Below are 22,342 nucleotides of genomic sequence, written 5' to 3'. Positions count from 1 at the left end.
GGTCTTCTTCGTCTGTGGCGGTGACGGCGGGATTCGAACCCGCGGTTGCTTGCACAACACACGCTTTCCAAGCGTGCTCCTTCGGCCGCTCGGACACGTCACCAGGGAACAACCTGTCCATCCTATCCGATGTCCCGGGGGCCTCGTGACATACCGGCGATCCCGTGCTGCGGTCGTGAAACCTGTTATATTGCGCGTCATCAGAGGTCTGGATATCTTCATATGAAGACGCAAAGGCGTCAGGCGGATCCGGTTCTCTGGGGGGATCATGGGGACGAGTGCGACGACGGCACGGCACGACGAGGGGTCGACGGGCGAAGACCCGCTCCTCGGGCCGCAGGCCCTGCGGGCGTGGGTCACCGGCGAACGTTCGACGAGCAGCCGGGTGTTCCTCCGGGAGTCCGAGACCGGCGCCGAAGCCGTCGCCGGGGCGGCCGCGCCCGAGGACGTCATCCTCGAGCCCGCGGGATCCGTGCCGAGGCGCGGGGCGGCCCGCGTCGTCGGGTACGGCGGGCGGCTCGCCGACCTCGGCGATGAGCTCTTCCTGGGGGAGCGCGGCGTCGAGCTCCAGGACTACATCGCGGCCTCCTTCGTCCAGATCGTCGGACCGACGGCCATGCGCTTCTTCGACGAGACGAGCTGGCGTGCCTTCCTCGACGACGCCGACCTCGCGCGCAGCACCGGGGTCTTCGCCGCCGCGATGCTCGACCCCCGGGTGCTGCTGGCGGATCGCTCCGCTCTCGCGCGGCCGCAGGAGGTGGAGATTCCGCGCGCCCTCCGCATCGACGGGGACGGCGGTGTGCATCTCGGGCTGCAGGGGGAGGCGATCGGCCACGTGGACGACCTCCCCGCCGCCCTCGGACGGGCCCTCCCGCGGGCGTCGGCGCTGGGCGGCGTGCCCGGCTCGGCCGACCTCGTCGCCGAACTCGACACCCGGCCGTGGCTCCGCCGCTACCTGGACGCCGCCGATCTCCGGAAGATGCTCCGCCTGCCGAACGGCACCGCCCGAATCGCGGGCTACGGGTGGGCGCTCCTCGACGACGACCTCGCGGATGCGGAGGCCTTGGCCGACGACCCGTTCCTGCTCGACACCGTCGAGGGGTTCCTGCTCGCCGACGTCCGGACGCTCCGCCGGCATCTCCTGTCGCCGCTGACCGCCGCGGTGGTCGACGCGATCCAGACCTCCGGCACGCGCGGGCGGGCGGCGGCGCGGGTGGCGCGCGCCTGCGGCGTGCCCGACGCCCACGCACGGCGCCTCTGTCTGGACGCGTTCACGGCGCTCGGCGTCCGCCTCGGTGCGCGGATCGAGGACGCCTCGGTGGACGGTGTGCGATGAGCGTGCCGCACGCGTTGTGGACGTCGATGCTCCCCGCCGACACCGTGTTCCCTCCGGATCGGGTGGCGATCGGTGCCACCGGCCATCGTCTCTTCTACGCCGACGGCTCCGACCGCCTCTGCGCGACCAGCGGCCTGTGGAACGTGCCCCTCGGCTTCGGCAATCCGGCGGTGACCGAGGCCGTGAGCAGAGCGACCCGCGACGCGTCGTACCTCTCGCTGTTCCGCGCCCCGCACCGGTACGCCGAGGACGCCGCCGATGCCCTCATCGCCCTCGCGGGTTCCGACCGCTACCGGCGGGTGATCTTCTCCACCTCCGGCGGGGCGGCGAACGACGCCGCCATGAAGCTCGCCCGGCAGTACTGGGCGCAGCAGGGCGCCGGGTCGCGGTCGCTCGTCGTGGGCCTTCGCGGCAGCTATCACGGCACGATGTACGGCAGCCACGTATTGAGCGGCGACGACCTGCTGCAGTCGGTCTACGGCGTCGACAGGCGCACGGTGCGGCACGTGTCGCACGCCGACGACGGGGTGGAGCTCGCCGCGCTGCTCGAGCGGGAGGGGCCCCGCGTCGCCTCCGTCGTGGTGGAGCCCGTCCTCGGCAGCGGCGCTCACGCTCTGTCCGCCGCCTTCGTCCATCGCCTGCTGGAGCTGCGGGAACGACACGGGTTCCTGCTGGTGGCGGACGAGGTCGCGACCGGTTTCGGGCGCACCGGTACGCTGTTCGCCACGGACCGCTGGGCGGCCGCCCCGGACGTCCTCCTCGTGTCGAAGGCGTTGACGAACGGGGCGATGGGGGCGGCCGCGCTCCTCGTCGGAGACCGCATCGCGACGACGTTCGCCCGCGGCGGGTGGACCTTCGTGCACGGGGAGACGCAGGCAGGAACGCCGGCCTGCGCGGCCGCGGTGCTCGCCGTGATCGACGAGCTCCGGCGCATCGACGTGGAGGCCACGACGCAGGCGCTGGCGACGACGGTGCACCGCCTGGCGCGGACCTGGCAGGACGACGGGATCGTCACCGACGTCACCGGCAGCGGCTGCTTCGTCGGGGTGGGGCTCCGCCACCCGGATGGGTCCCCGCTCTCCGGGGCCGATGTCCTGGAGGTGGTGTCCGCCATCGCCGACAGCGGCGTCGTGGTGCACCCCGGTCCCAGTTCCTTCCAGCTCATCCCCGGCTACGGCTTCACCGCGGCGGAGGTGGCCGAGACCGACCGGGCCGTCCGGGCCGGCCTGGCGCGCGTGCAGGAGGCCGCGGCATGACCGCGCCGTACGCCGCGCGCGTCCCCACGCTGTGGCACGGGCCGCGCGCACCGCAGGCGATGGCGCGTCTGACGGCCGGACGCGACACGCTGGTGATCGCCGACGCGGCCGCTGCACACCCCCTTCCCGCCGCTGCGTCCGCCCGGACGATGGCGGTGGACGCCTCGGCGGTGGACGAGCTCGGCGTCGTCCTGATCGCCGAGGAGATCGTCCGGCGCCCGCCCGAGGTCATCGTGGCCGTCGGAGGGGGAAGCGTCCTCGATGCGAGCAAGATCGCGGCCCTCGCCCTCAGCCCGGGACACCTGTTCGACTTCGCCCTCCAGCACGCGGCGACCGCCGCGCTCACCCTGCTGCCCGACGCGCCGCCGCCGGTCGACATCATCGCCCTGCCGACGACGCTCGGCACGTCGTCCGAGACGAACAGCGTCGCCATCCTCCGGAACCGCCGCGGAGCCCGACTCCTCGTCGGTCGCCCGCTGCGCCCCCGTCACGCCGTCCTCGATCCCGAACGGCTCGCCACGCTCAGCACCGCTGCCGTGCAGGAGGGAGCGCTGGAGGCCTTCCTCCGGGTGGCCGGAGCCTCGACGAGTCCGCGGACGGAGCGGGCCGCGCACGACGCGCGGATCCTCGGCCGGGCGCTGCTCGAGGCGGCCACGGGGGACGCGATGTCGACGGCGGGACGCCTGCGCCTGGCACGTCTGAGCGCCGCCACCCAGCGCACGGCCGCCCTTCGCGGGCCCGATCCCTACAGCGCCCGGCACTGGTACCTCGCGAACGAGGTCGCCTTCCATCTCGGCGTCCGCAAGATGACGGCCACGGCGGCGGTCATCGCCGCCGTCTGGCAGCGGATCGGTGCGGGCGATGCGCGCTGGGGCGACCGCGCCAGCCTTGACGCCTTCTGGGCCGGCGTCGCGGCGGGGACAGCACTGCCTCGTGACCCGGCCGCCGGCATCGCCGTCGTCGTCGATCAGGGAGGCCTCCCGTCACCGCCGCGCCCGAGCGCACGGGAGATCGATCGGATCGCCGCCGCCGTGGAGACGGCGTGGGGGGATCACCGCCCCATGCTGCGCGGAATCCGCGCTGCGGATGTCCGCGCCGTACTCCACGACTCCCGGTGGAGCACGTCCCCGGTCGGCGACCGCCGGCCCCGAGCGGCGGAGAGGAGGTGACGGGAATGAACGAAAGCACGGAGATGAGCATCCGATTCCAGGAGCTCGACCCGATGGAGGCCCCCAGTTGGGACAGCTTCTACCAGGGCGTGATCGGTGCGCTGGTCCTCATCGGGATCGGTGCGGCGGCCGCCACGTGATGCCGACCGGAAGCACCGGATCACAGAAAGGAAGGAGGGACACATGACCGCAGCACTGCCGACGCTCGAGTTCACCGAACTCGACGCCATGGATGCGCCGGGCGATGCCGACGACTACATCCGCGGTTTCGCCGTGGGCGTGATCATCGGAATTCTCGCTCTGACCTAGGAGGTGCACGTTGCAGACCACGTCGCTGGAGTTCCTGGAACTCGAACAGATCGACACCCCGCTCGAGTGGTGGGAGCACGCGAGCTACATCATCGCGATCATCGGCGGAGCCGCCGCCATCGCGACCTGACCGAGGGTGCGGGCGGGACCATCCGCCCGCACCCCCCGACCATCCATCCGAGGAGAGGCGATGCACGGATGACATCCCTGATCACCGAGACCGTGGCCGCGCGGCTCGACCTCGTCGGCGCGACCGCCAGGGAACAGGACCTGTATGCCGGGGCCGGCACCGACTTCTACGACCGGCTCGTCGGCCCGGACCGGGCGGAGATCCGCGAAGTCCTGGCACTCGCGCGTGCGGTCCCCGGTCCCGTCCTCGACCTCGCCGCAGGAAGCGGCCGCCTGACGATCCCGCTCGCACGCTCCGGGCATCGCGTCACGGCGGTCGATCTCTCCGCGGACATGCTCGGGCGCCTCCGCGGCGCCGTTCCGCACGAGGCGTCGGTCGAGTGCGTCGTGGCGGACATGCGCGACCTCGCGCTCGCCGGGCACTTCGGTCTCGTCGTCCTCGGGGCGACCTCGATCACGCTGCTCGACCGCGAGGGCCGTTCGCGGCTCTACGCGGGCGTCCGGCGTCACCTCACCGCGACCGGTGTCTTCGCCCTGACCGTCGCGGACGGCGCCTCGGCGGACAGTCTCGGCGTGGCGACCGATCGCGAGATCACCGTCCCGGGCGGCGCAGGGGAGGAGCCCTACCTTTTCGCGCAGCAGATCGAGGGCGACGGTGCCGTGCGGGTGGTCAACTGGGTCCGCCTCGCGGACATCGTTCCGCGCACGGAGGTGCCCGTCCTCACCAGTCGCCTGCACGTGCTGAGCCCCGAGGTCCTCGCGGGTGAGCTCGTCGCCGCGGGGTTCACGGCGCCCGAGAGGTCTCCCGTGCGGACTCCCGCGGGCGTGGAGATCCTGCTCCTCACGACCTCCCGCGCCGGGGATGGAAGGGGCGGGCGATGACGACGGCAGGACCTCGACCCGGTCGGCGTCGCCGTGGGGAAGGCCGCGCCACCCTCACGGCGGACTCGTGCCCGTCTCTCGCCGCCGGCGTCGCGTTCGAGCCGACGGCGGAGGGGTCAGGGTGGCTCGCCACCGTCCAGGGCGTGCCGACCGCCCGGCTGTCGCGAGCGGTGGTCGACCTGCTGACGGCGATGGACGGCCACACCCCCGTCTCGGCGTTGCAGACGCGCTTCGCCCCGGGGGAGACCGACGAGGAGGTGCTGCGACTGGTGGCGCGCTTCCGTGACAACGGACTCCTGGACGGGGGTGCGTCCCGGCCGCCCGGCCGTGTCGCCTATCGGCCACCGTTCACCGTGCAGTTCGCGACCCTCCGCGCTCCCGCGCTCTTCGCCCGCCTCGACCGTCTGGTCATCCCCGTCCCGCGTCGCGCGGTCCTCGCGGCCGCCGCCGCGGTGCTCGCTGCCGGGATCGTCGCCGTCGTCCTGCTCGCCGGCGAGCTGGGGGCCGTCCTCGCCCGTCCCGTCCCGCTCGCCGGCTTCGCGCTCGTCGTCGTGGCGCTCGGGCTCGCGACGCTGCTGCACGAGGCCGCGCACGGTCTCACCCTCACCCGGCTGGGCGGTCGACCGCGACGTGCGGGGTTCATGCTGCTGTATCTGACGCCCGCCTTCTTCGTCGACGTCACGGACGGCTGGCGGCTCACCGACCGTCGGCACCGGGTGGCGATCGCGCTCGCCGGTCCGGCCGTCCACGCCACCGTGGCGGCGGTGGCGATGGTGGTCGCCCTCGCCCTGCCGCCGTCGGTGGCCAGGGAGACACTGCTGCTCCTCGCGATCTCCTGCACGGTCGTGGTGCTCGTGAACCTGATCCCCTTCGTGCGCTTCGACGGGTACCTCGCCCTGATGAGCGCCCTCGATGAGCCGAATCTGCGGGGGAGGACGGTGCGCGACGGTGCGGCCTTCCTCGCCCGCCTCCTGTTCGGGGCGCCGCGACAGCCTCGGGCGCTCGAGCGGTGGTGGAGCGTGCCCTTCGGCCTCTGCTGCCTGGGGGCTCCGATCGTCATGGTGCTGTTCGCGGTCGTCCGGGCCGCACAGCTGCTCGCCGGGGGCGGTCCGGCGGCGAGCCTCCTCGTGCTCGCCCTCGAAGCCGTCGTGGTCGCGGTGGGTGTCGCCCTCCTGGCGCGCGCTCTGCTCCGGGTGCGGCGATCCGGTGTCTCGCGGTCCCGTCTCGTCGGGGTGACCGCCGCGCTCGCGCTCGGGATCGGGGCCGCCGGCCTGCTCATCCCGGTCCCGACGGCCGCGATGCTGGGGTTCTCCGTGGACGACGGCCGCGTGGTCCTGGTGCAGGGCGGCCGGGACACCGGCATCGACATCCCGGACGGGGCGCCGGTGGTCCTGTCGACGCGGGGCATCCTCGCGAACGAGTACCGCGGCGCGGGGACGATCCGGACCCGCCCGGCGACGGAGACCGAGGTGCCGATCGAGGCGCTCTTCCCGGTCAGGATGCCCGGGGCCGCCGTCGCGGCGACGGCCGTGGCGGAGGTGGAGGTGACGGGGGCGCGGAGTGCCCTGCCGGCGGCCGGACAGGCGCGCGTCGACCTCGGCACGGCCCCGCTCTGGCAGGCGATCTGGGCGACGGTCGCGTCGCCGCTGGCCGCTCTCACGAGCGAGAAGGAGAGAGGATGACCATGAAGCAGCACGCCATCGAGGTGCACGGTCTCACGAAGAGGTTCGGACGCCGCACCGCCGTCGAAGACCTGTCGTTCGCGGTGCCTCGCGGAGCGATCGTCGGGCTTCTCGGCCCGAACGGCGCGGGGAAGTCGACGACGCTGCGTGCGATCGTCGGACTCGTGCGGCCGACCAGCGGCGAGGCCGTCATCGACGGGGCGCCGTTCGGGGCGCTGGACAACCCGGCGGCGCACGTCGGGGTCCACATGGACGGGTTCGGCTTCGAGCCCGGCATCTCGGGGCGACGGCACCTGGAGATCTGCCGGCTCGCCGCCGGGATGCCCCGCGACCGCGTCGACGAGGTGCTGGACGAGGTGGGCCTCGCCGCCGACGCGCGCCGCCGCGTGAAGACGTACTCGACGGGGATGGCGCAGCGACTGGGTCTGGCCGCGGCGTTGATCGGTGCGCCGCGGACGCTCATCCTCGACGAGCCGGCGAACGGTCTGGATCCCGACGGCATCCGGTGGCTGCGCCGGTTCCTCCGCGGCTTCGCCGAACGCGGCGGCACGGTGCTCGTCTCCAGCCATCAGCTCCCGGAGCTCGAGCAGGTCGTGGACGAGGTGGTCGTCATCAAACGCCGCGCGCTCTTCGCCGGGAGGCTGGACGACCTCGTCACGGGTGGGGTCGACTCGCTCGAGAGCCGGTACTTCGATCTCGTCGAAGGAGCCCCCGCATGAGCGGCGTGATCCGTGGCGAGCTGCTGCGCGCGGTCAGCGGGCTGTCGATCCTGGCCGTGTACCTCGTCGCGGTCCTCATGCCGGCCTTCGTGCTCTTCTCCGACGGCTCCCGCCTCGCGGTGGACGGCCTCGACGCGGGCACGGCGACGGCCCGGCTGCTGGAGCCGCTCGCGTGGTCGGTCATCTCGGCGGCGTTCGTCGGCGCGTACCCGGTGACGCGGGAGTACTACTACGGCTCCATGGACCGGACGCTCACGGCGGTCGGGTTCCGCCGCGCCTTCCCGGGGAAGCTGGTCGCCGGTGTCCTCGTCGCCCTCGCGCTGGCCGTGGTCGTCGTCCTGCTGTGGATGCTCGGCATCTCGGTCTTCCTGGCTCGGCACGGGCTCGCTCTCGAGCTCACCGCGGACGCGGGGCGCATCGTCGCCGGGGCCCTGGCCGGCGTGGTCCTCGGTGCCGTCATCGGCGGCGCGATCGGCTGGATCACCCGGAACTACTACGCGACGGCGATCATCGTCCTCGTCTTCCCGATGGCACTGGAGTTCGCGATGCTGCGGACGGCGCCCGAGGTCGCGCGGTTCTCGCCGGGAATGGCCATCGCGGCGCTGAGCGTGCCGGAGTACCAGGGGCGGCTCCTCGCCTTCGCGCCCGCCCTCGCCATCGGGGTCACGTGGGCGGTGGGCCTCGTCGCGCTCGCGGCCGTCCGGGGCCGCCGGAGCCTCGCATGATCGGTCGGGCGCTGCGCGCGCAGGCGCGCGGGGCCGTCGGGGACGTCGTCCTCCTCGGCATGACGCTGGCGGCCCTCGTGCTGTCCCTCTCCCTCGCCGCCAGTATCCCGGCGGACCTCGCGGACGCTCCGCCGGCAGTCCGGGAGGACCTCGTCGCCCCCTTCGACGCGGTGCTCGCGACCTACGCCGGCATCCTCGCGGCCGTCTACGGCTCCTTCCGCTACACGATCGACCGACGGGACGGCGTCGTCGCGCAGCGGCTGATGCTGGAGTCCCGCTGGGCGATGCTCGTCGTCCGGGTGCCCGCCGCGGCGCTGGGCGGCGCGGTCGTGGCGGGCGCCGCCGTGGTCGGCGGTCGCCTGGCGCTGCTCGTCACCATGGGCGGCGTCCCCGTGCGCGGGTCCGCCGTCGCGTCGGCCGTCGCCCTCGGTGCGGCCGCGGCTCTGTGGGGTCTGGGGGTCGGCATCGTCGTGCAGGCGCATCTCGCGGCGCTGTTCGTCGCCGCGCTCACGATGGGATTCGGGATGCTCGTCGCGCTGTTCTGGAGCGCGGGTGCCGCGTACCTGCCTCTCCCGGCCCTGCTCGACGCCTTCCGGTTCGACGTGTCCGTCATCGGCATCCCGGCGGATCGTGGCCTCGGGGCCGCGGCGGTGCCGATCGCGGCCGGCTGGGTCCTGCTCGCGGTCGGCGCGGGGGCGGCCGTGTTCCTGCGGCGGGACGTGTCGTAGGGCTCCCGGAGGCGACGTAGGATTCCTGGGTGGCCACCCCCAAGATCGTCCTCTTCTACGCGTTCACTCCGCTCGCCGATCCGGAGGCCATCCGCATCTGGCAGCGGGACCTCGGCGAGGCGCTGGGGCTGCGCGGACGGCTGCTGATCTCGGCGCACGGCATCAACGGAACCCTGGGCGGCGACCTCCCGGCGCTGAAGAAGTGGGCACGCTCGTTCCGCTCCTATGCGCCCTTCCGCGACGCCGACATCAAGTGGAGCGAGGGCACCGGAGTCGACGCGGCGGGTCGCAGCCTCGACTTCCCGAAGCTGAGCGTGAAGGTGCGCGACGAGATCGTGTCGTTCGGCGCTCCGGACGAGCTCCGCGTCGACGCGGACGGCGTCGTCGGCGGAGGCGCGCGGCTCACGCCCGACCAGCTGCACGCCCTGGTCGCCGAGCGGGGGGACGAGGTCGTGTTCTTCGACGGGCGGAACGCGCTGGAGGCCGAGATCGGACGCTTTCGCGGCGCCGTCGTGCCGGACACCGAGACCACCAGGGACTTCGTGCGTCTGCTCGACTCCGGCGCCTACGACGATCTGAAGGGCAAGCCCGTGGTCACCTACTGCACCGGGGGCATCCGCTGCGAGGTGCTGTCGAGTCTCATGGTCGCCCGCGGTTTCGGCGAGGTCTACCAGCTCGAGGGCGGCATCGTCCGGTACGGCGAGACCTACGGCGACGACGGCCTCTGGGACGGTTCGCTCTACGTCTTCGACGGGCGCGGATCCGTCGACTTCTCCGACCACGCGCGGGTGATCGGCGTCTGCGCGGGATGCGGTGCCGCGACGAAGCGCACCGCGAACTGCCCCGACCCTTCCTGCCGGGCGCAGTTCGTCGTCTGTGCGGACTGCGACGCGGTCGCGTGCCCGACGCACGCGGCGGCGTCCGCGGCGCAGCCCTGACCGCGGCGCCTGCCGCCCGTCAGACCAGCAGCCGGGAGTCGGAACCCCGCGGCGCATAGAGCGACCGCGGCAGCAGCAGCGCCCCGGCCCGAGCCCCTCCGGCGACGTGCGCGCGGAGGCTGACGAGCACGGCCCGCAGGGGGACGGCGAGGTCGTCGGCAGCGGCGCCCGCCCGCGCGTAGTTGGCGCGCTCCACCGCCGCGACCAACCGGCCCAACGCGACCTCGTCGGCGCCCGCCAGCCTGACGAGTCCGGCGGCGCGCATCCGCGGGCTCTCCGCGTCCGAGACGGGGATGCGGAGGTCGATCAGGGTGTCGCGCAGCTCCGCCCAGGCCGCGGCGGCATCCCCGCGTGCGGCACGACGCATCCGGAGGCGCCGCTCGACGAACCGGACGAGGGCGGGCAGGAGGAGCACGATCACGACACCGAGCCCGGTGAGGAGGACCGGTGTCGGGTCGAGCCGGCGCAGCTCTCCGGAGTCCGTGGAGCCGGCATCCGCATCCCTCCGGTCGACCTCGGGGCCGGAGGTCTCCTCCGTCTGCGGGGCCGTCGTGGGTGCGGGCGTCGCGGGGCCGCTGCTGCTGCCGCCCCCCGTGGCGCCGGCACGGAACGCCGTGGGGACGCCGAGCGAGGCCGTCGGCTCGAAAGGCACCCAGCCGATGCCGGGGAACAGCACCTCCGGCCAGGAGTGCAGCTGGTCGCTCGAGACCGAGAAGATCGACTCGTCACCGCGCTTCTCATCGGTCGGAGAGCCGGGGAGGTACCCGACGACGATCCGCACCTGCATGCCCAGGCTCTCGGCCATGAGCGCGAAGGAGCCGGCGAAGTGCACGCAGTAGCCGGAGCGTTCCTCGAGGAAACGGGCCACCGCGTCGGCGCCGGTGCCGTCGAAGCCCTCGTCGACCGGCGTCTCCAGCGAGTACTCGAACTGCGACCGGAACCAGTTCTGCAGCGCGACGAGGCGGTCGTAGTCGGTCTCCTCGTCCGCGGTCACCTCCGCTGCGAGCTCGGGGATGATGGCGGGGAGCTCGACGTCGTCGTCCGCGGTGTCCTCCAGGGGCGGGGCCGCCTCCGTCGCGCGGATCTGCTCCAGCGTCGGCGTCACACGGAGGGAGGTCACCGTGTAGTCGTTGCCGACCGCGTCGGCGCGGCGGGAGAACAGCGTGCGGTTCTCGGGCGCGACGCGCCACGCGGCGCTGAGACCCTGCACGTCGGTGGCCGGATACGGCACCGGCAGCCAGGAGCTCGACATGCGCAGCACCCGGATCGAGGTCGTCTGCTCCGCGGCGGTGACGTCCTCGCTCCACTCCGGGTCGCCGAACCCGTCCACCTGGGACTGGAGGTCGCCGCGGTCGGGCTGCCAGACGCGGCCGTCGAAGCGGGAGAGCGTGGTGAGGCGGAGGTAGGGAGCGGCATCCGCCTCGGTGGCCACCGTCAGCACCTCGACCGGACTCGGCTGCCGCAGGTCGTCGCCCAGGCGAAGGGAGGCGTCGACCGTGACGCCGACCCCGGTCCCGGCGATGCTCGACGAGACCGGGAGCAGCGGGGTCACGACGAGGGTGGTCGCGATGGCGGCGGCGCCCACGGCGACGGCGACACCCGCCGACGCGCGGCGCGGGGACTCCGGGTGCCGTCGCGCCGTGACGCGGAACACGAGGAGGGCCACGACCGCGGCGATGGCGAACCAGGCCACGTTCGGCGGCCCCAGCGTGACGATCATCGGCACCGCGCCGACGGCACCCAGCAGGACGGTGGCGAGGACGGCGGCCCGGTGGGCGAGGAGATGGTCGAGCAGGATCGCGACGATGGCGAAGCCCGCACCCAGGGCGGCCGCGAGGCCGGGCGAGGCCTCCAGCGGAGCCGAGCCGAACACGATCTCCTGGACTGCGGCGGAGGCGAGGGCCTGGAACAGGGTGAGCGTGCCGGACGTCGGCACCACCCCCGCGATGGCGGTGTCTCCCGCGAGGAGCAGCGTCAGGAGGCCGACGGCCACGAGGAGCTGGGCGAGAAGGGCGACCAGCCCGACGACGGTCGCCGGACGCGCGCGCAGCAGATGCCGCACGAGCATGCCGGCGCCGATCACCGCGACGACGACGAGGGTCACGACGAACGACCAGACCCCTGGCTCGATGACCGCCGTGAAGGGCCACAGCGCGGTGAGCGCGGCGAGGCCCGCGAGAGCCCCGAGGGGGAGGATCCCGGGCGGCTCCTCCCGATCGCGATGCCACCGCGGGCGGGTGTCGGCGGGCACGGCGGCGGGCCGCGGCCGCTCAGCCCGGAACATCGACGGCTCCCGTCCGCGCCGAGAGCGCGTCGTCCCAGGCCTCGGCGACGTCGGTGCCCAGTCGCGTCACGGTCCAGCCGTGCTGACGGGCGGCCTCCTCGGTGCCCGGCTGCGGGTCGGTGAGGAAGAGGAGAGGTGCGGCGGCGCCGGCGGGGCGGAGCAGTGCGGCGTCCTCCTCGTCCAGTCGGCCCGTCACGTAGACGAGCGGTCCGGGCGGTGTCCCGCCCAGCAGGGCGACGAGGTCGCGGCGCTCTCCGCGCGGCGTCACCATCGCCAGCGCCACGAGCAGACCGTCCCGGTCGTCCTCGTGGCCGCGGAGCGCACCGAGGAGCGTCCCGGTGCTGTCCAGGACGTCGACGCTGTAACCCTCGGCGGCGAGATGGAGGGCGGCGGATGCGCACAGCGAGACGGCGGCCTCGAACGTCGGATCGATCTCGTCGGCGCTCGCGGTCCACCCGCTGCCCGAGCGATCGAGCACGACGACGGCGTCCGGGCTCGACTCCTCCTCTTCCTGCCGGACCATGAGCTCCCCGCGGTGCGCGGTCGCCCTCCAGTGGATGCGGCGCATCGAGTCGCCGGGCGCGTAGCCGCGGGGCGAGAGGTTGTCGCTGCCCTGGCCGAGCCGGGTGGAGGAGGTGTGCGCCGTGCCGCCCGCCGCGCCGATCCGGACGGCGAGCGGCGTCAGGGCGAAGACCTCCGGAACCACCGTGATCGTCCGCGTGTCGCCGAACGCCTGCTCCCGCTGCGCCAGGCCGAACGGGTCGACGGTCCGCAGCAGGAGCGGCCCGAGGGGCCAGACGCCGCGGCGGACGCCGGTGACGAGGTAGCTGAGCTGCGGGCTGTCGGCGGGGTACTCGCCCCCCGAATCGCCGGTCACCGCGGCGGGCAGCACGTCGTGCCACAGCCCGTGCGGTACCCGGAGGGCGCGGAGCGTGAAGCGGACCGTCACGCGGGAGGTCTCCGACACGGTGAGGAGGTCGGTCGAGATCTGGCGGGTGACCGTCCCCGACCGGCGGGGGAGACGGACGGCGAGAGCGGCGAACAGCGTGAGCGCAGCCAGCAGGACCCCGAGGTACAGCAGGATGCGCGCGCCGAGGACGTTGGCCGCGATCATGCAGCCGAGCGCCGCGACGAGCGCACCGGTGCCGCGCGGCGTGAGTAGTCGACGTCGGCGCATGGCGGTGTCCTCAGGAGCGGGTCGCGACGGGCACGCGGACGCGGTCCGCGATCTGCGTGAGCGCGGCCTCGACCGGCTGGGCACCCGCGCGGTGGGCACCGCGGGCGGGGAGCAGACGGTGGGCGAACACGGGGATGAGGAGGTCGGTGATGTCGTCCGGGATGACGTAGTCGCGCCCGTCCAGCGCGGCCCAGACCTTCGCCGCGCGGACGAGCTGCAGCGTGGCCCGCGGGCTGGCGCCCAGGTGCAGGCTGGGGTCGCTCCGGGTGGCCTGGGCGAGGGCGACCGCGTACTCCTCGAGCGCGGGGGCCACGTGGACGGACCGTGCCCAGGCGATGAGCTGCGAGATCGCGGCGGCGTCCGCGACCGGGGTCACGGTCGCCAACGGGTTCACGACATCGCGCTGGCGGAGCATGAGGGCCTCGGCCGCGGGATCGGGGTAGCCCATCGATATGCGCATCATGAACCGGTCGCGCTGCGCCTCCGGGAGCGCGTAGGTGCCCTCCATCTCCAACGGGTTCTGCGTGGCGACGACGAGGAACGGGTCGGGCAGGGGATGGGTGGAGCCGTCGACCGTGACCTGCCCCTCCTCCATGGCCTCCAGGAGTGCCGACTGGGTCTTGGGGGAGGAGCGGTTGATCTCGTCGGCGATGACGATGTGGGCGAAGACGGCGCCGCGCTTGAACTCGAACTCGCGGTCGACGGGGTTGTAGACGGAGACGCCGGTGACGTCGCCGGGCAGGAGATCCGGCGTGAACTGGATCCTCCGGACGGTGGCGTCGACGGTCGCGGCGAGGGCCCGCGCCAGCATGGTCTTCCCGACGCCGGGCACGTCCTCGATGAGCAGATGGCCTTCGGCGAGCAGGCAGACGAGGGCGCTGCGCACGGCCTCGGGCTTCCCGTCGATCACCTGGCTGATCGAGCCGAGGATGGCCGCGGTCTGGGCGGCGAATCCGTCGGCGTCGATCGCGACCGGGCTCAGGGGGGCGTTCTCTGGCATGCGTTCCCTCTCGTCCGGCGCAACGATGCGCGTGCATCGATCGTACGCTCCGCACGCCCTGCGGGACCATGCCGGGCTGCTCGGCCTCCCGGACACGGCCGGCCGGCAGCTAGCCCCAGATCCGGTACCGCGGCTCCGCGGGGTCGAGCAGGGCGGGGGTGAGCCGGGCGACCTGCAGCAGCACGAGACCGGTGGTCCCGCGGAGCTCGTGGAGTTCGCACTGCCCGACGCTCTCCCGCCACCGCGCCGCGAAAGCCTCGGCGTCGGCCCGGCGACGGGAGAGCGCTGTGGGCACCGGCAGCAGACGGCGGCCGGGGACGGCACGGTCGACGAGCGAGCGGACGCGGTCGAGCACGGGACCGGGGCGGCCGAAGACGCCCTGGTCGACCCGGAGGAGGAAGCGCGGGCTCTCGGCCACGGCGAACAGCTCCTGCAGGGCGTCGGCGACCCGTGCGCGGTCGCGCCGCGGGCCGGCGACCTCTATCCAGAACTCGCCGTCGGACCGGCTGCGCACCCGGACGGTCGAGGGGTCGAAGGGGCCCACCCGCCCGGCGTCGTGGAGGGATCGGGCGATGGCGAGCGCCGCGCCCCCGTACAGAGCGGCGGGGTCACGGAGGCGGCGCAGCGCGCGCAGCACGCTGGAGCCGCACACGACGGCGGTCGCCAGCACGCCGCCGAGGGCCGCGGCGGCGATGCCCGCCTCGAGCGGGAGGGAGAGCGCGCCGACCGCGCCCAGCGCCGTCGCCCCCAGGGCGACGCCGGTCGCGCTGACTCCGAAGGTCAGGGGCACGGCGGCGGCGAGGGCCGGTCCCGTCCGCAGCAGACGGGCCTCCGGTGTCGGGCGGACGGACACCACATCGCGCTCCCTGGAGTCGTGAGGCTCGCCGATCCGCCAGTCCGCTCTGGTCTGCGCGCGCGGGGGGAGCCGGGAGAGCGTCTCCTCGTTGATCCTCTCGATCGTGGCGCCGGGGACCTTGTCGAGGACGTCTTCGAGGGCGGCGATCGCGGCGGAGGGGAGCGCGTGATCCAGTCCCGAGACGACCCGGGTGCCGTCGTCGGCGCTGAGCCCCCAGAGATGCCCGTGTCGTCGTCGCAGGCGCTGCGTCTCGGCGGTGCTGTCCAGGTCGACGGACGCGGGGATGAGGCACGCCACCGACCAGTTGTGCGCCACCTTCTCGGGCCACTCCGGGTCGAGACGCAGGGTGCGCCCTCGGAGCTGCTGGGTTCCGGTGCTCGTCGCCACCGCGGTCAGATCGATCAGGGTGTTCACCGACGGACAGTCCCACCCTTCGCCGAGGAGCCCGCGAGTGCCGACGAGCACCCGCACGGTGCCGCGTCGGATCAGCTCCGAGACCGCCGCGACGACCTGTCCGCGTCCGGCCTCGGCGACGCGGAGATCCCGGGTGGCTCCCGCTCCGTCGGCGATCGTCACCTCGTCTCCGAGCACCGCGGACAGCTGCTCCGCGAGATCGGCGGCGTCGGCTGCACGCACCCGCAGATGATGAGCGGTCAGCAGCACCGGCCGCAGCGCCCCGGTCACCTTGTCGGTGGCCAGGAGATCGAAGACGCGGAGCGCGCCGGCGGGCTGCCCGGTGAGCCCGCGGCGGCTGCCGTGCTCCACGAAGTCGGTCACGACCACCGCGCGCACCTGGGCGCCGGCGTCTCCGCTCACCTCGCGGTGCAGGATGTCCACGGCCGCGCGGTCCTTCGCCACCGAGGACGTCAGCGTGGTCTCCACCGGGTCCCGGCCGCGTCGCAGCCCCCGGTCGGTGAGGTGCAGGCCGAAGTCCGCGAGGGCTCCGCGCACGTGCTCCCACTGGCCGCGCGCGGCGGGGTCGGTGAGCAGGCGCGTCTGTGCGAAACGGGTGAGGACGGTCAGCAGGTCGTCGGTCGTGCAGCGGCCGAACAGCACCGGAGGCAGGAGCGCACCCAGCGGATGCCCCGGCGCCACGGCCCGGAGGACGACCCCGGCGGCCCTAGTGAGCGGGAAGTCCGTGGAGAGCGCCTGTTCCAGCCGTGCGCGCCGGGCGACGTCGGGCGCGCTCGTGTCGTCAGACGGGTCAGAGGCGGCTGCGGGCTCCGGTTGCAGCGTCGCCTCGAGATAGGCCACGCCGTCCGGCGAGGACAGCACCTGCCCGACGAGGTCCGCCAGCAGGGCTTCGTGTCGTCGGATGAAGGCCGCCTCGGTCGGATCCGGCTGGGTGAACCAGATCGAGTCCCGGTAGGGCGCGAGGTGGCCCTCCTTGACGACGGCAGGGGCCGGCACCTCGTAGTCCACGTCTCCGAGCAGGCGCGAGTAGTTCTCGTACTCGACCCCGTCGTCCGGCGAGGGCAGCGTCGCCGTCAGGCCGATCAGGACCGGGGGCCACCCCGCGGCCCGGACGCGCGCCGCCAGATAGGCGACGACCAGCGCCCAGTGATCGAGCAGGTGATGGCACTCGTCGAGGACGATCGTGCGGACACCGGAGCCGACGATCGCGTCGATGAGCGCCACGGCGTTGGGGTGCAGTACCCGGGCCAGCTCCTCCGGGCGCTGCTGCGAGAACGAGCGGCGCACCCGGCGTATCCGCCGGCGGAGTCCGGAGCGGTAGCGATCGGGGTTGTCGATCTCGAGCGTGGCGAGCCAGGTCGCCGCCTCGGCCTCGGACCGTTCGGTCTCAGCGAGCTCGGCGATCCACCGATGGCGCGCGAGCTCCTCGAACGGAGAGCCGTCGCCGGTGACGCTGAGCAGCTGATAGGTCAGCACCGTGAGGTCGCCGAGTCGCCGCGGATCGTCCGAGACGGCATCGTCCTCGGGGGCGAGCTTCCGCGCCTCCCGGAGCCATTGCTGGCGGATGGTGAGCGTGGGGGTCAGGACGAGCGTGCGGCTCCCCTCCCGCGCGGCGAGCAGCAACCCGAGCAGGGTCTTGCCGGAACCCGGTGGTGCGACGATGTGCATCTTGTCGTCGGAGCCGCCCTCGATGCGCTCCAGCACCTCGGCCTGGTACGTGCGCAGCGAGCCGCGGAACCGCCAGGACGAGAGCGGGTGGGTGAGCGGATCCATGACCTGCACAGTCTCTCAAAGACCGGGGTGTGTCATCGCGCCGGTCGGCGTCGGGTAGAGTGGACGACGGCTCTCCGCGTGGCGGCATCCAGGCCAATTCCCCCAGGGCGGAAACGCAGCAAGGGTAACCGGGCTCTGCTGGGTGCGCGGAGGGTCTTTTCTTTTGCCCGCGTCCAGCCGGCCGCAGGGTGCGCCTGCGAGAATCGAGCGGTGACCGTTCCTCCGCCGGCCAGACCCGAGCATCCGCTGCGGCGATTCGCGTCGCCCGTGCTGCTGCTCGCGGCCATGTGGGCGGTGCAGTTCGCGGACGCCGTGCTGCCGGGCTCCTTCAGCGGCCTCGGCATCCGTTCATGGGACCCCGCGGGACTGCTGGGGATCGTCTTCGCCCCGCTGCTGCACGCGAGCTGGGCACATCTGATCGCGAACTCCGTGCCCTTCCTCGTGCTCGGCTGCCTGGTCGCGGTCGAGGGCACACGCCGGTTCTGGGCGGTCACCGTGATCGTCGCGGTCGTCGGCGGGCTGGGCACCTGGCTCGTGAACGCCCCCGGCACGCTGACGGTCGGCGCCTCCGGACTCGTGTTCGGGTACTTCGGCTACGTGGTGATGCGGGTGTTCGCTCCCGGCCGCGTGTCGCACCGCATCCTCTACGCGGTGATCGCCGTCGTCGTGATCGGCCTGTACGGCGGCACCATGCTGGCCGGGGTGTTCGGCGTCGCGGACGGCGTGTCCTGGCAGGGCCATCTCTTCGGCGCGATCGGGGGCGCAGCGGCCGCGCTCGCCGGACGGCGTCCCGACCGGCGCCGCGCCGTCGGGCGATGACGGCTCCGCGCACGAGGGGGACGGCGGCGAAGCGGTCCGCCGCCGCCCGTCGACCGGCCCCGTCGCGGGAGGCGGCCGCACGCCGACGCCGCGAGGCCCGCCGTCGGGTCGCCCGGCGTGCCCGGCGGAAGCGGATCCTGCAGCGCGTCGCGGTGTCGGCCGCGGTGGTGGCCGCTGTGGCGGTGCTGTTCGTGCTCATCCCCCTGGGACTGGCGAGGGATCCGGCGCCGGTCTGCCTCGACCGCCCGTCGACCTTCCCCCAGGCGGGCGTCGCCGGATGGAGCGGCGAGCAGCTCGAGAACGCCGCGACCATCATCCGCACCGCCGACGAGCTCGGGTTCGCGCAGGACGGCCAGATCCTCGGCGTCATGACCGCGATGGGGGAGAGCAGCCTCCGCAACATCGACTACGGGGACTGGGAGACGCGCGGCTGGACCAATCCGGATGGATCGCGCACGACGAGCATCGGCCTCTTCCAGCAGCAGGACTGGTGGGGCAGCGCGGAGCAGCGGATGGATCCCGCCACCGCCGCCCGGTTGTTCTTCGAGCGCCTGGCGCGGATCCCCGACTGGCGGTCGATGGCCCCGTCGCACGCCATCCACCGGGTGCAGGTGAACACCGATCGGGACTACTACACGCGGTACCAGGAGGACGCGACGGCGGTCGTCGACGTGCTCTCCGGACCGTGCGAGTGACGCCCGCGTTTGTCACGGCAGCGCCGGGGCACGGTGTCGGGGTGCCCGCCTAAGCTGGAGCCGTGTCGCGGAGCATCTACATCACCTCGGCCGAAGGCCACACCGGGAAGTCGACGATCGCCCTCGGGGTGCTCGACGCGCTGATGCGCGTGTCGCCGCGCGTCGGCGTCTTCCGCCCGATCGCCCGGGCGGTCGCCGAGCGGGACGAGATCCTCGAGCTGCTGCTCGCCCACGACGGCGTCCAGCTCGACTACGAGGACTGCATCGGGGTCACCTACGACGACGTGCGCGCTGATCCGGAGGGCGCGCTGTCGACCATCGTCGCGCGCTTCAAGGCCGTCGAGGCGCAGTGCGACGCCGTCGTGATCGTCGGCAGCGACTACACCGACGTCGCGAGCCCCGCCGAGCTCGGCTTCAACGCCCGGATCGCGGCGAACCTCGGCGCCCCCGTCCTGCTCGTGCTGAGCGGCCGGGACCAGCAGCGGCAGGCCGAGCAGCTCGGCACCACGACCGCTCGGGTGCCCGCCGCCGTCGGCCAGATCGCCGCCCTGGCGCTGCCGGAACTCGCCGAGGAGCGCGCGGAGCTGTTCGCGGTGGCCGTGAACAGGGCCGACCCCGACGGGCTCGATGCCATCGTCGACGCGGTGCGGGCCGTGGTCCCCGCCGCCACCCCGGTCTGGGCGCTGCCCGAGGATCGCGCGCTCGTCGCGCCGTCCATCCGCGGCATCGTCTCCGCGGTCGACGGGACGCTGCTCAAGGGCGACGAGGATCGTCTGACCGCCGTCGCGCTGTCGATCGTCGTGGCCGGCATGTCGATGGTGAACGTCCTGCCGCGCCTCACCGACGAGGCCGTCGTCGTGATCCCCGCCGACCGCACCGAGGTGCTGCTCGCCGCCCTCCTCGCCGACTCCTCCGGCACGTTCCCGCGGATCGCCGGGATCATCCTCAACGGGCCCTTCCCGCTGCCGGACCCGATCCTCCAGCTGCTCGACGGCTTCGCCTCCTCGGTGCCGATCATCACCACCGACCTCGGCACCTACGACACGGCGGTGCGGGTGATGGGCGCCCGCGGCCGTATCTCCGCCGATTCGCGCGGTCGTTACGACCGGGCGCTCGGACTCTTCCAGGCGCATGTCGACGTGGCCGAGCTCACCGAGCAGCTCGGTCTCGCCGAGTCGCACGTCGTCACGCCGCTCATGTTCCAGTACGGCCTGATGGAACGCGCGCGGTCCGACCGTCGCCACATCGTCCTCCCCGAGGGCGACGACGACCGCATCCTCCGGGCGGCGGCGGCGCTGCTGTCCCGCGAGGTGGCGGAGCTGACCATCCTCGGCGACGACGGTGCGATCCGCGCGCGGGCGGCGGAACTCGGCCTCGACATCGCGGGCGCTCAGGTGCTGAGTCCCACCGACCCGGCCCTCGTGGAGCGCTTCGCCGCCGAGTACGCCCGGCTGCGGTCCCACAAGGGGATCACGCTCGCGCAGGCCGCCGACACCGTCACCGACGTCTCCTATTTCGGGACGATGATGGTGCACCTCGGGCTCGCCGACGGCATGGTCTCCGGTGCCGCGCACACCACGGCGCACACGATCCGGCCGTCCTTCGAGATCATCAAGACGAAGCCGGGGGTGAACGTCGTCTCCAGCGTGTTCCTCATGGCCCTCGCCGACCGCGTGCTCGTGTACGGCGACTGCGCGGTCATCCCCGATCCCACGGCCGAGCAGCTCGCCGACATCGCGATCTCGTCCGCCACCACCGCCCGGCAGTTCGGCATCGACCCCCGCGTGGCGATGCTGTCGTACTCCACCGGCGAGTCCGGGTCGGGGGCCGACGTCGACAAGGTCAGGGCGGCGACGGCGCTCGTGCGCGAGCGCGCTCCCGAACTCCTCGTGGAGGGTCCCATCCAATACGACGCCGCCGCCGACGCGGCGGTCGCCAAGGCCAAGCTGCCGGACTCGGCGGTGGCGGGGCGGGCGACCGTGTTCGTCTTCCCCGACCTCAACACCGGCAACAACACCTACAAGGCGGTGCAGCGCTCCGCCGGCGCCGTGGCCATCGGTCCGGTGCTGCAGGGACTCAACAAGCCCATCAACGACCTGTCCCGCGGTGCGCTCGTCGACGACATCGTGAACACGGTGGCCATCACGGCGATCCAGGCCCAGGGCGACGAGCGATCGGGGGAGGAGGCGTGAGCGCGATCCTCGTCATCAACAGCGGGTCGTCCTCGCTGAAGTACAGCCTCATCGACACCGCGCACGAGGATGAACTCGCCAGCGGGCTCATCGAGCGCATCGGACAGGATTCCAGCCCCGTCGCCCACACCGTGCACCCGGAGCCGGGTGACGGACCGTCGGCGACGATGCTCGACGCCACCTACCGCGACGAGCAGTCCATCCCCGACCACGCCGCGGCCTTCGAGGTCATGCGCGCGCAGTTCGCCGCGCACGGTCCCTCGCTCGACGCCCATGCGCCGGTCGCGGTGGGGCATCGGGTCGTGCACGGTGGGGCGCGGTTCTACGCGCCGACCCTGATCGACGCCGACGTCGAGCGGCAGATCGGCGAGCTGGCCGTGCTCGCGCCGCTGCACAACCCGGCGAACCTCGCCGGCATCCGGGCGGCGCGTGCCGTGTTCTCCGATGTCCCGCATGTCGCGGTCTTCGACACCGCGTTCCATCAGACGCTCCCGCCGGCGGCCTACACGTACGCGATCGATGCGGCGCTCGCCGCCGAGCACCGGGTCCGTCGGTACGGCTTCCACGGCACGAGCCATCAGTACGTCAGCGAGACCGCCGCGCGCTTCCTGGGGCGCGACCTCGGGACGCTCCGGCAGCTCGTGTTCCACCTCGGCAACGGCGCGTCGGTCACCGCGATCGACGGGGGGCGCTCGGTGGAGACCTCGATGGGCCTGACGCCGCTCGAGGGCCTCGTCATGGGGACGCGCTCTGGCGACCTCGATCCGGCCGCCCTCGTGCACCTGTCCCGCCGCGCCGGCTACACGATCGACGACCTCGACACGCTGCTGAACACCCGCAGCGGGCTGGCGGGACTCGCCGGTCGCAGCGACATGCGCGACATCCTCGCCGGCGTCGCCGCGGGCGAGGAGGCCGCCACGCTCGCCTTCGACGTGTACGTCCACCGTCTGCGGGCCTATGCCGGCGCGTACATCGCGCAGCTCGGCGGGGTCGACGTGGTCTCCTTCACCGCCGGCGTCGGCGAGAACGCGGCCCCCGTCCGGGCAGCGGCGATGGCGACGCTCGGCTTCGCCGGTATCGAGATCGACCCCGCCCGCAACGAGGCGAAGGAGCGCGGGGTCCGCGTCATCTCGACCGATGCGTCCGCCGTGACGGTCCTCGTCGTCCCCACCGACGAGGAGCTGCAGATCGCCAGGCAGACCGCCGAGCTGCTCTGATCCGGGTCCGGGGTTACCCCGCGCGCGCCACCGCCATTACGC

The 22,342-nt window shown here is 73.3% G+C and carries 20 protein-coding genes, 1 tRNA gene and 1 other RNA gene; 17 read left to right on the top strand and 5 right to left on the bottom strand.

Annotated elements, in window-relative coordinates:
• Positions 1–15 precede the first annotated feature (15 nt).
• A tRNA-Ser gene (locus tag ACIQID_RS14945) sits at positions 16–103 on the bottom strand.
• 165 nt (positions 104–268) lie between these two features.
• Here ACIQID_RS14945 and mpaB point away from each other — a divergent pair.
• The 12 genes from mpaB (at position 269) to ACIQID_RS14885 (ending at position 9,873) form a co-directional block, all read left to right on the top strand.
• Positions 269–1,336 (top strand): daptide biosynthesis RiPP recognition protein, encoded by a 1,068-nt coding sequence (mpaB, locus tag ACIQID_RS14940; RefSeq protein WP_400286533.1) that lies wholly within the window; start codon positions 269–271, stop codon positions 1,334–1,336.
• Positions 1,333–2,592: a daptide-type RiPP biosynthesis aminotransferase gene (gene mpaD / locus ACIQID_RS14935; protein WP_312675538.1), complete on the top strand. Its 1,260-nt coding sequence runs from the start codon at positions 1,333–1,335 to the stop codon at positions 2,590–2,592. Before mpaB ends, mpaD begins: the two co-directional genes overlap by 4 nt.
• Positions 2,589–3,761: a daptide-type RiPP biosynthesis dehydogenase gene (gene mpaC / locus ACIQID_RS14930; protein ID WP_400286529.1), complete on the top strand. Its 1,173-nt coding sequence runs from the start codon at positions 2,589–2,591 to the stop codon at positions 3,759–3,761. The genes mpaD and mpaC overlap by 4 nt, the downstream gene beginning before the upstream one ends.
• Before the next feature lie 5 nt (positions 3,762–3,766).
• Complete coding sequence (mpaA1, locus tag ACIQID_RS14925; protein ID WP_255218700.1) at positions 3,767–3,901, top strand: MpaA1 family daptide-type RiPP; 135 nt, start codon at positions 3,767–3,769, stop codon at positions 3,899–3,901.
• A 43-nt stretch (positions 3,902–3,944) separates the two neighbouring features.
• On the top strand, positions 3,945–4,070 hold the full coding sequence (gene mpaA2, locus ACIQID_RS14920) for an MpaA2 family daptide-type RiPP (protein WP_256209429.1): 126 nt from the start codon (positions 3,945–3,947) through the stop codon (positions 4,068–4,070).
• A 10-nt stretch (positions 4,071–4,080) separates the two neighbouring features.
• On the top strand, positions 4,081–4,200 hold the full coding sequence (gene mpaA3, locus ACIQID_RS14915) for an MpaA3 family daptide-type RiPP (RefSeq protein ID WP_292788270.1): 120 nt from the start codon (positions 4,081–4,083) through the stop codon (positions 4,198–4,200).
• A 68-nt stretch (positions 4,201–4,268) separates the two neighbouring features.
• The gene (gene mpaM / locus ACIQID_RS14910) at positions 4,269–5,081 is read left to right on the top strand and encodes a daptide-type RiPP biosynthesis methyltransferase (RefSeq protein ID WP_400286523.1); all 813 of its coding nucleotides are present in this window, start codon (positions 4,269–4,271) and stop codon (positions 5,079–5,081) included.
• Positions 5,078–6,763, top strand: coding sequence for a daptide biosynthesis intramembrane metalloprotease (gene mpaP, locus ACIQID_RS14905; protein ID WP_400286520.1), 1,686 nt, complete (start codon positions 5,078–5,080; stop codon positions 6,761–6,763). The genes mpaM and mpaP overlap by 4 nt, the downstream gene beginning before the upstream one ends.
• Entirely contained in the window at positions 6,760–7,482 is a 723-nt protein-coding gene (locus tag ACIQID_RS14900; protein WP_400286517.1) for an ATP-binding cassette domain-containing protein, read from the top strand. Before mpaP ends, ACIQID_RS14900 begins: the two co-directional genes overlap by 4 nt.
• Positions 7,479–8,207: an ABC transporter permease gene (locus tag ACIQID_RS14895; RefSeq protein WP_400286514.1), complete on the top strand. Its 729-nt coding sequence runs from the start codon at positions 7,479–7,481 to the stop codon at positions 8,205–8,207. The genes ACIQID_RS14900 and ACIQID_RS14895 overlap by 4 nt, the downstream gene beginning before the upstream one ends.
• Positions 8,204–8,935: a hypothetical protein gene (locus tag ACIQID_RS14890; RefSeq protein WP_400286511.1), complete on the top strand. Its 732-nt coding sequence runs from the start codon at positions 8,204–8,206 to the stop codon at positions 8,933–8,935. Before ACIQID_RS14895 ends, ACIQID_RS14890 begins: the two co-directional genes overlap by 4 nt.
• 29 nt (positions 8,936–8,964) lie before the next feature.
• Complete coding sequence (locus tag ACIQID_RS14885) at positions 8,965–9,873, top strand: rhodanese-related sulfurtransferase (RefSeq protein ID WP_312675524.1); 909 nt, start codon at positions 8,965–8,967, stop codon at positions 9,871–9,873.
• A 19-nt stretch (positions 9,874–9,892) separates the two neighbouring features.
• On the opposite strand, the gene ACIQID_RS14880 is transcribed toward ACIQID_RS14885, so the two are convergent.
• The 4 genes from ACIQID_RS14880 to ACIQID_RS14865 form a co-directional block, all read right to left on the bottom strand.
• Positions 9,893–12,157, bottom strand: coding sequence for a transglutaminaseTgpA domain-containing protein (locus ACIQID_RS14880; RefSeq protein WP_400286507.1), 2,265 nt, complete (start codon positions 12,155–12,157; stop codon positions 9,893–9,895).
• Positions 12,144–13,334 (bottom strand): DUF58 domain-containing protein, encoded by a 1,191-nt coding sequence (locus ACIQID_RS14875; protein ID WP_312675522.1) that lies wholly within the window; start codon positions 13,332–13,334, stop codon positions 12,144–12,146. The genes ACIQID_RS14880 and ACIQID_RS14875 overlap by 14 nt, the downstream gene beginning before the upstream one ends.
• Positions 13,335–13,344: 10 nt before the next feature.
• A complete protein-coding gene (locus ACIQID_RS14870; RefSeq protein ID WP_312675521.1) occupies positions 13,345–14,334 on the bottom strand; it encodes a MoxR family ATPase in 990 nt (329 codons plus the stop codon).
• 109 nt (positions 14,335–14,443) lie between these two features.
• Positions 14,444–17,377 carry a DEAD/DEAH box helicase family protein gene (locus ACIQID_RS14865; RefSeq protein ID WP_400286502.1) on the bottom strand — a complete coding sequence of 978 codons (2,934 nt, stop codon included), beginning with the start codon at positions 17,375–17,377 and terminating at the stop codon, positions 14,444–14,446.
• Positions 17,378–17,442: 65 nt separating this feature from the next.
• On the opposite strand from ACIQID_RS14865, the gene ffs reads away from it, so the two are divergent.
• From ffs to ACIQID_RS14840, 5 genes are all read left to right on the top strand, one after another.
• An RNA gene (gene ffs, locus ACIQID_RS14860) (signal recognition particle sRNA small type) lies at positions 17,443–17,539 on the top strand.
• Positions 17,540–17,587: 48 nt separating this feature from the next.
• The gene (locus ACIQID_RS14855) at positions 17,588–18,196 is read left to right on the top strand and encodes a rhomboid family intramembrane serine protease (RefSeq protein WP_400286499.1); all 609 of its coding nucleotides are present in this window, start codon (positions 17,588–17,590) and stop codon (positions 18,194–18,196) included.
• Positions 18,193–18,891, top strand: a complete 699-nt coding sequence (locus ACIQID_RS14850; protein WP_400286496.1) for a hypothetical protein — start codon at positions 18,193–18,195, stop codon at positions 18,889–18,891. The genes ACIQID_RS14855 and ACIQID_RS14850 overlap by 4 nt, the downstream gene beginning before the upstream one ends.
• 62 nt (positions 18,892–18,953) lie before the next feature.
• Complete coding sequence (pta, locus tag ACIQID_RS14845; RefSeq protein ID WP_312675516.1) at positions 18,954–21,083, top strand: phosphate acetyltransferase; 2,130 nt, start codon at positions 18,954–18,956, stop codon at positions 21,081–21,083.
• Complete coding sequence (locus ACIQID_RS14840; protein ID WP_312675515.1) at positions 21,080–22,300, top strand: acetate kinase; 1,221 nt, start codon at positions 21,080–21,082, stop codon at positions 22,298–22,300. The genes pta and ACIQID_RS14840 overlap by 4 nt, the downstream gene beginning before the upstream one ends.
• Positions 22,301–22,342: the final 42 nt, after the last annotated feature.

The organism is Microbacterium sp. NPDC091676 (assembly GCF_044756645.1).
GTDB lineage: Bacteria > Actinomycetota > Actinomycetes > Actinomycetales > Microbacteriaceae > Microbacterium > Microbacterium paraoxydans_D.
Note: the sequence above shows the minus strand (reverse complement) of the source record. Positions and strands in the feature narration are given on the sequence as shown.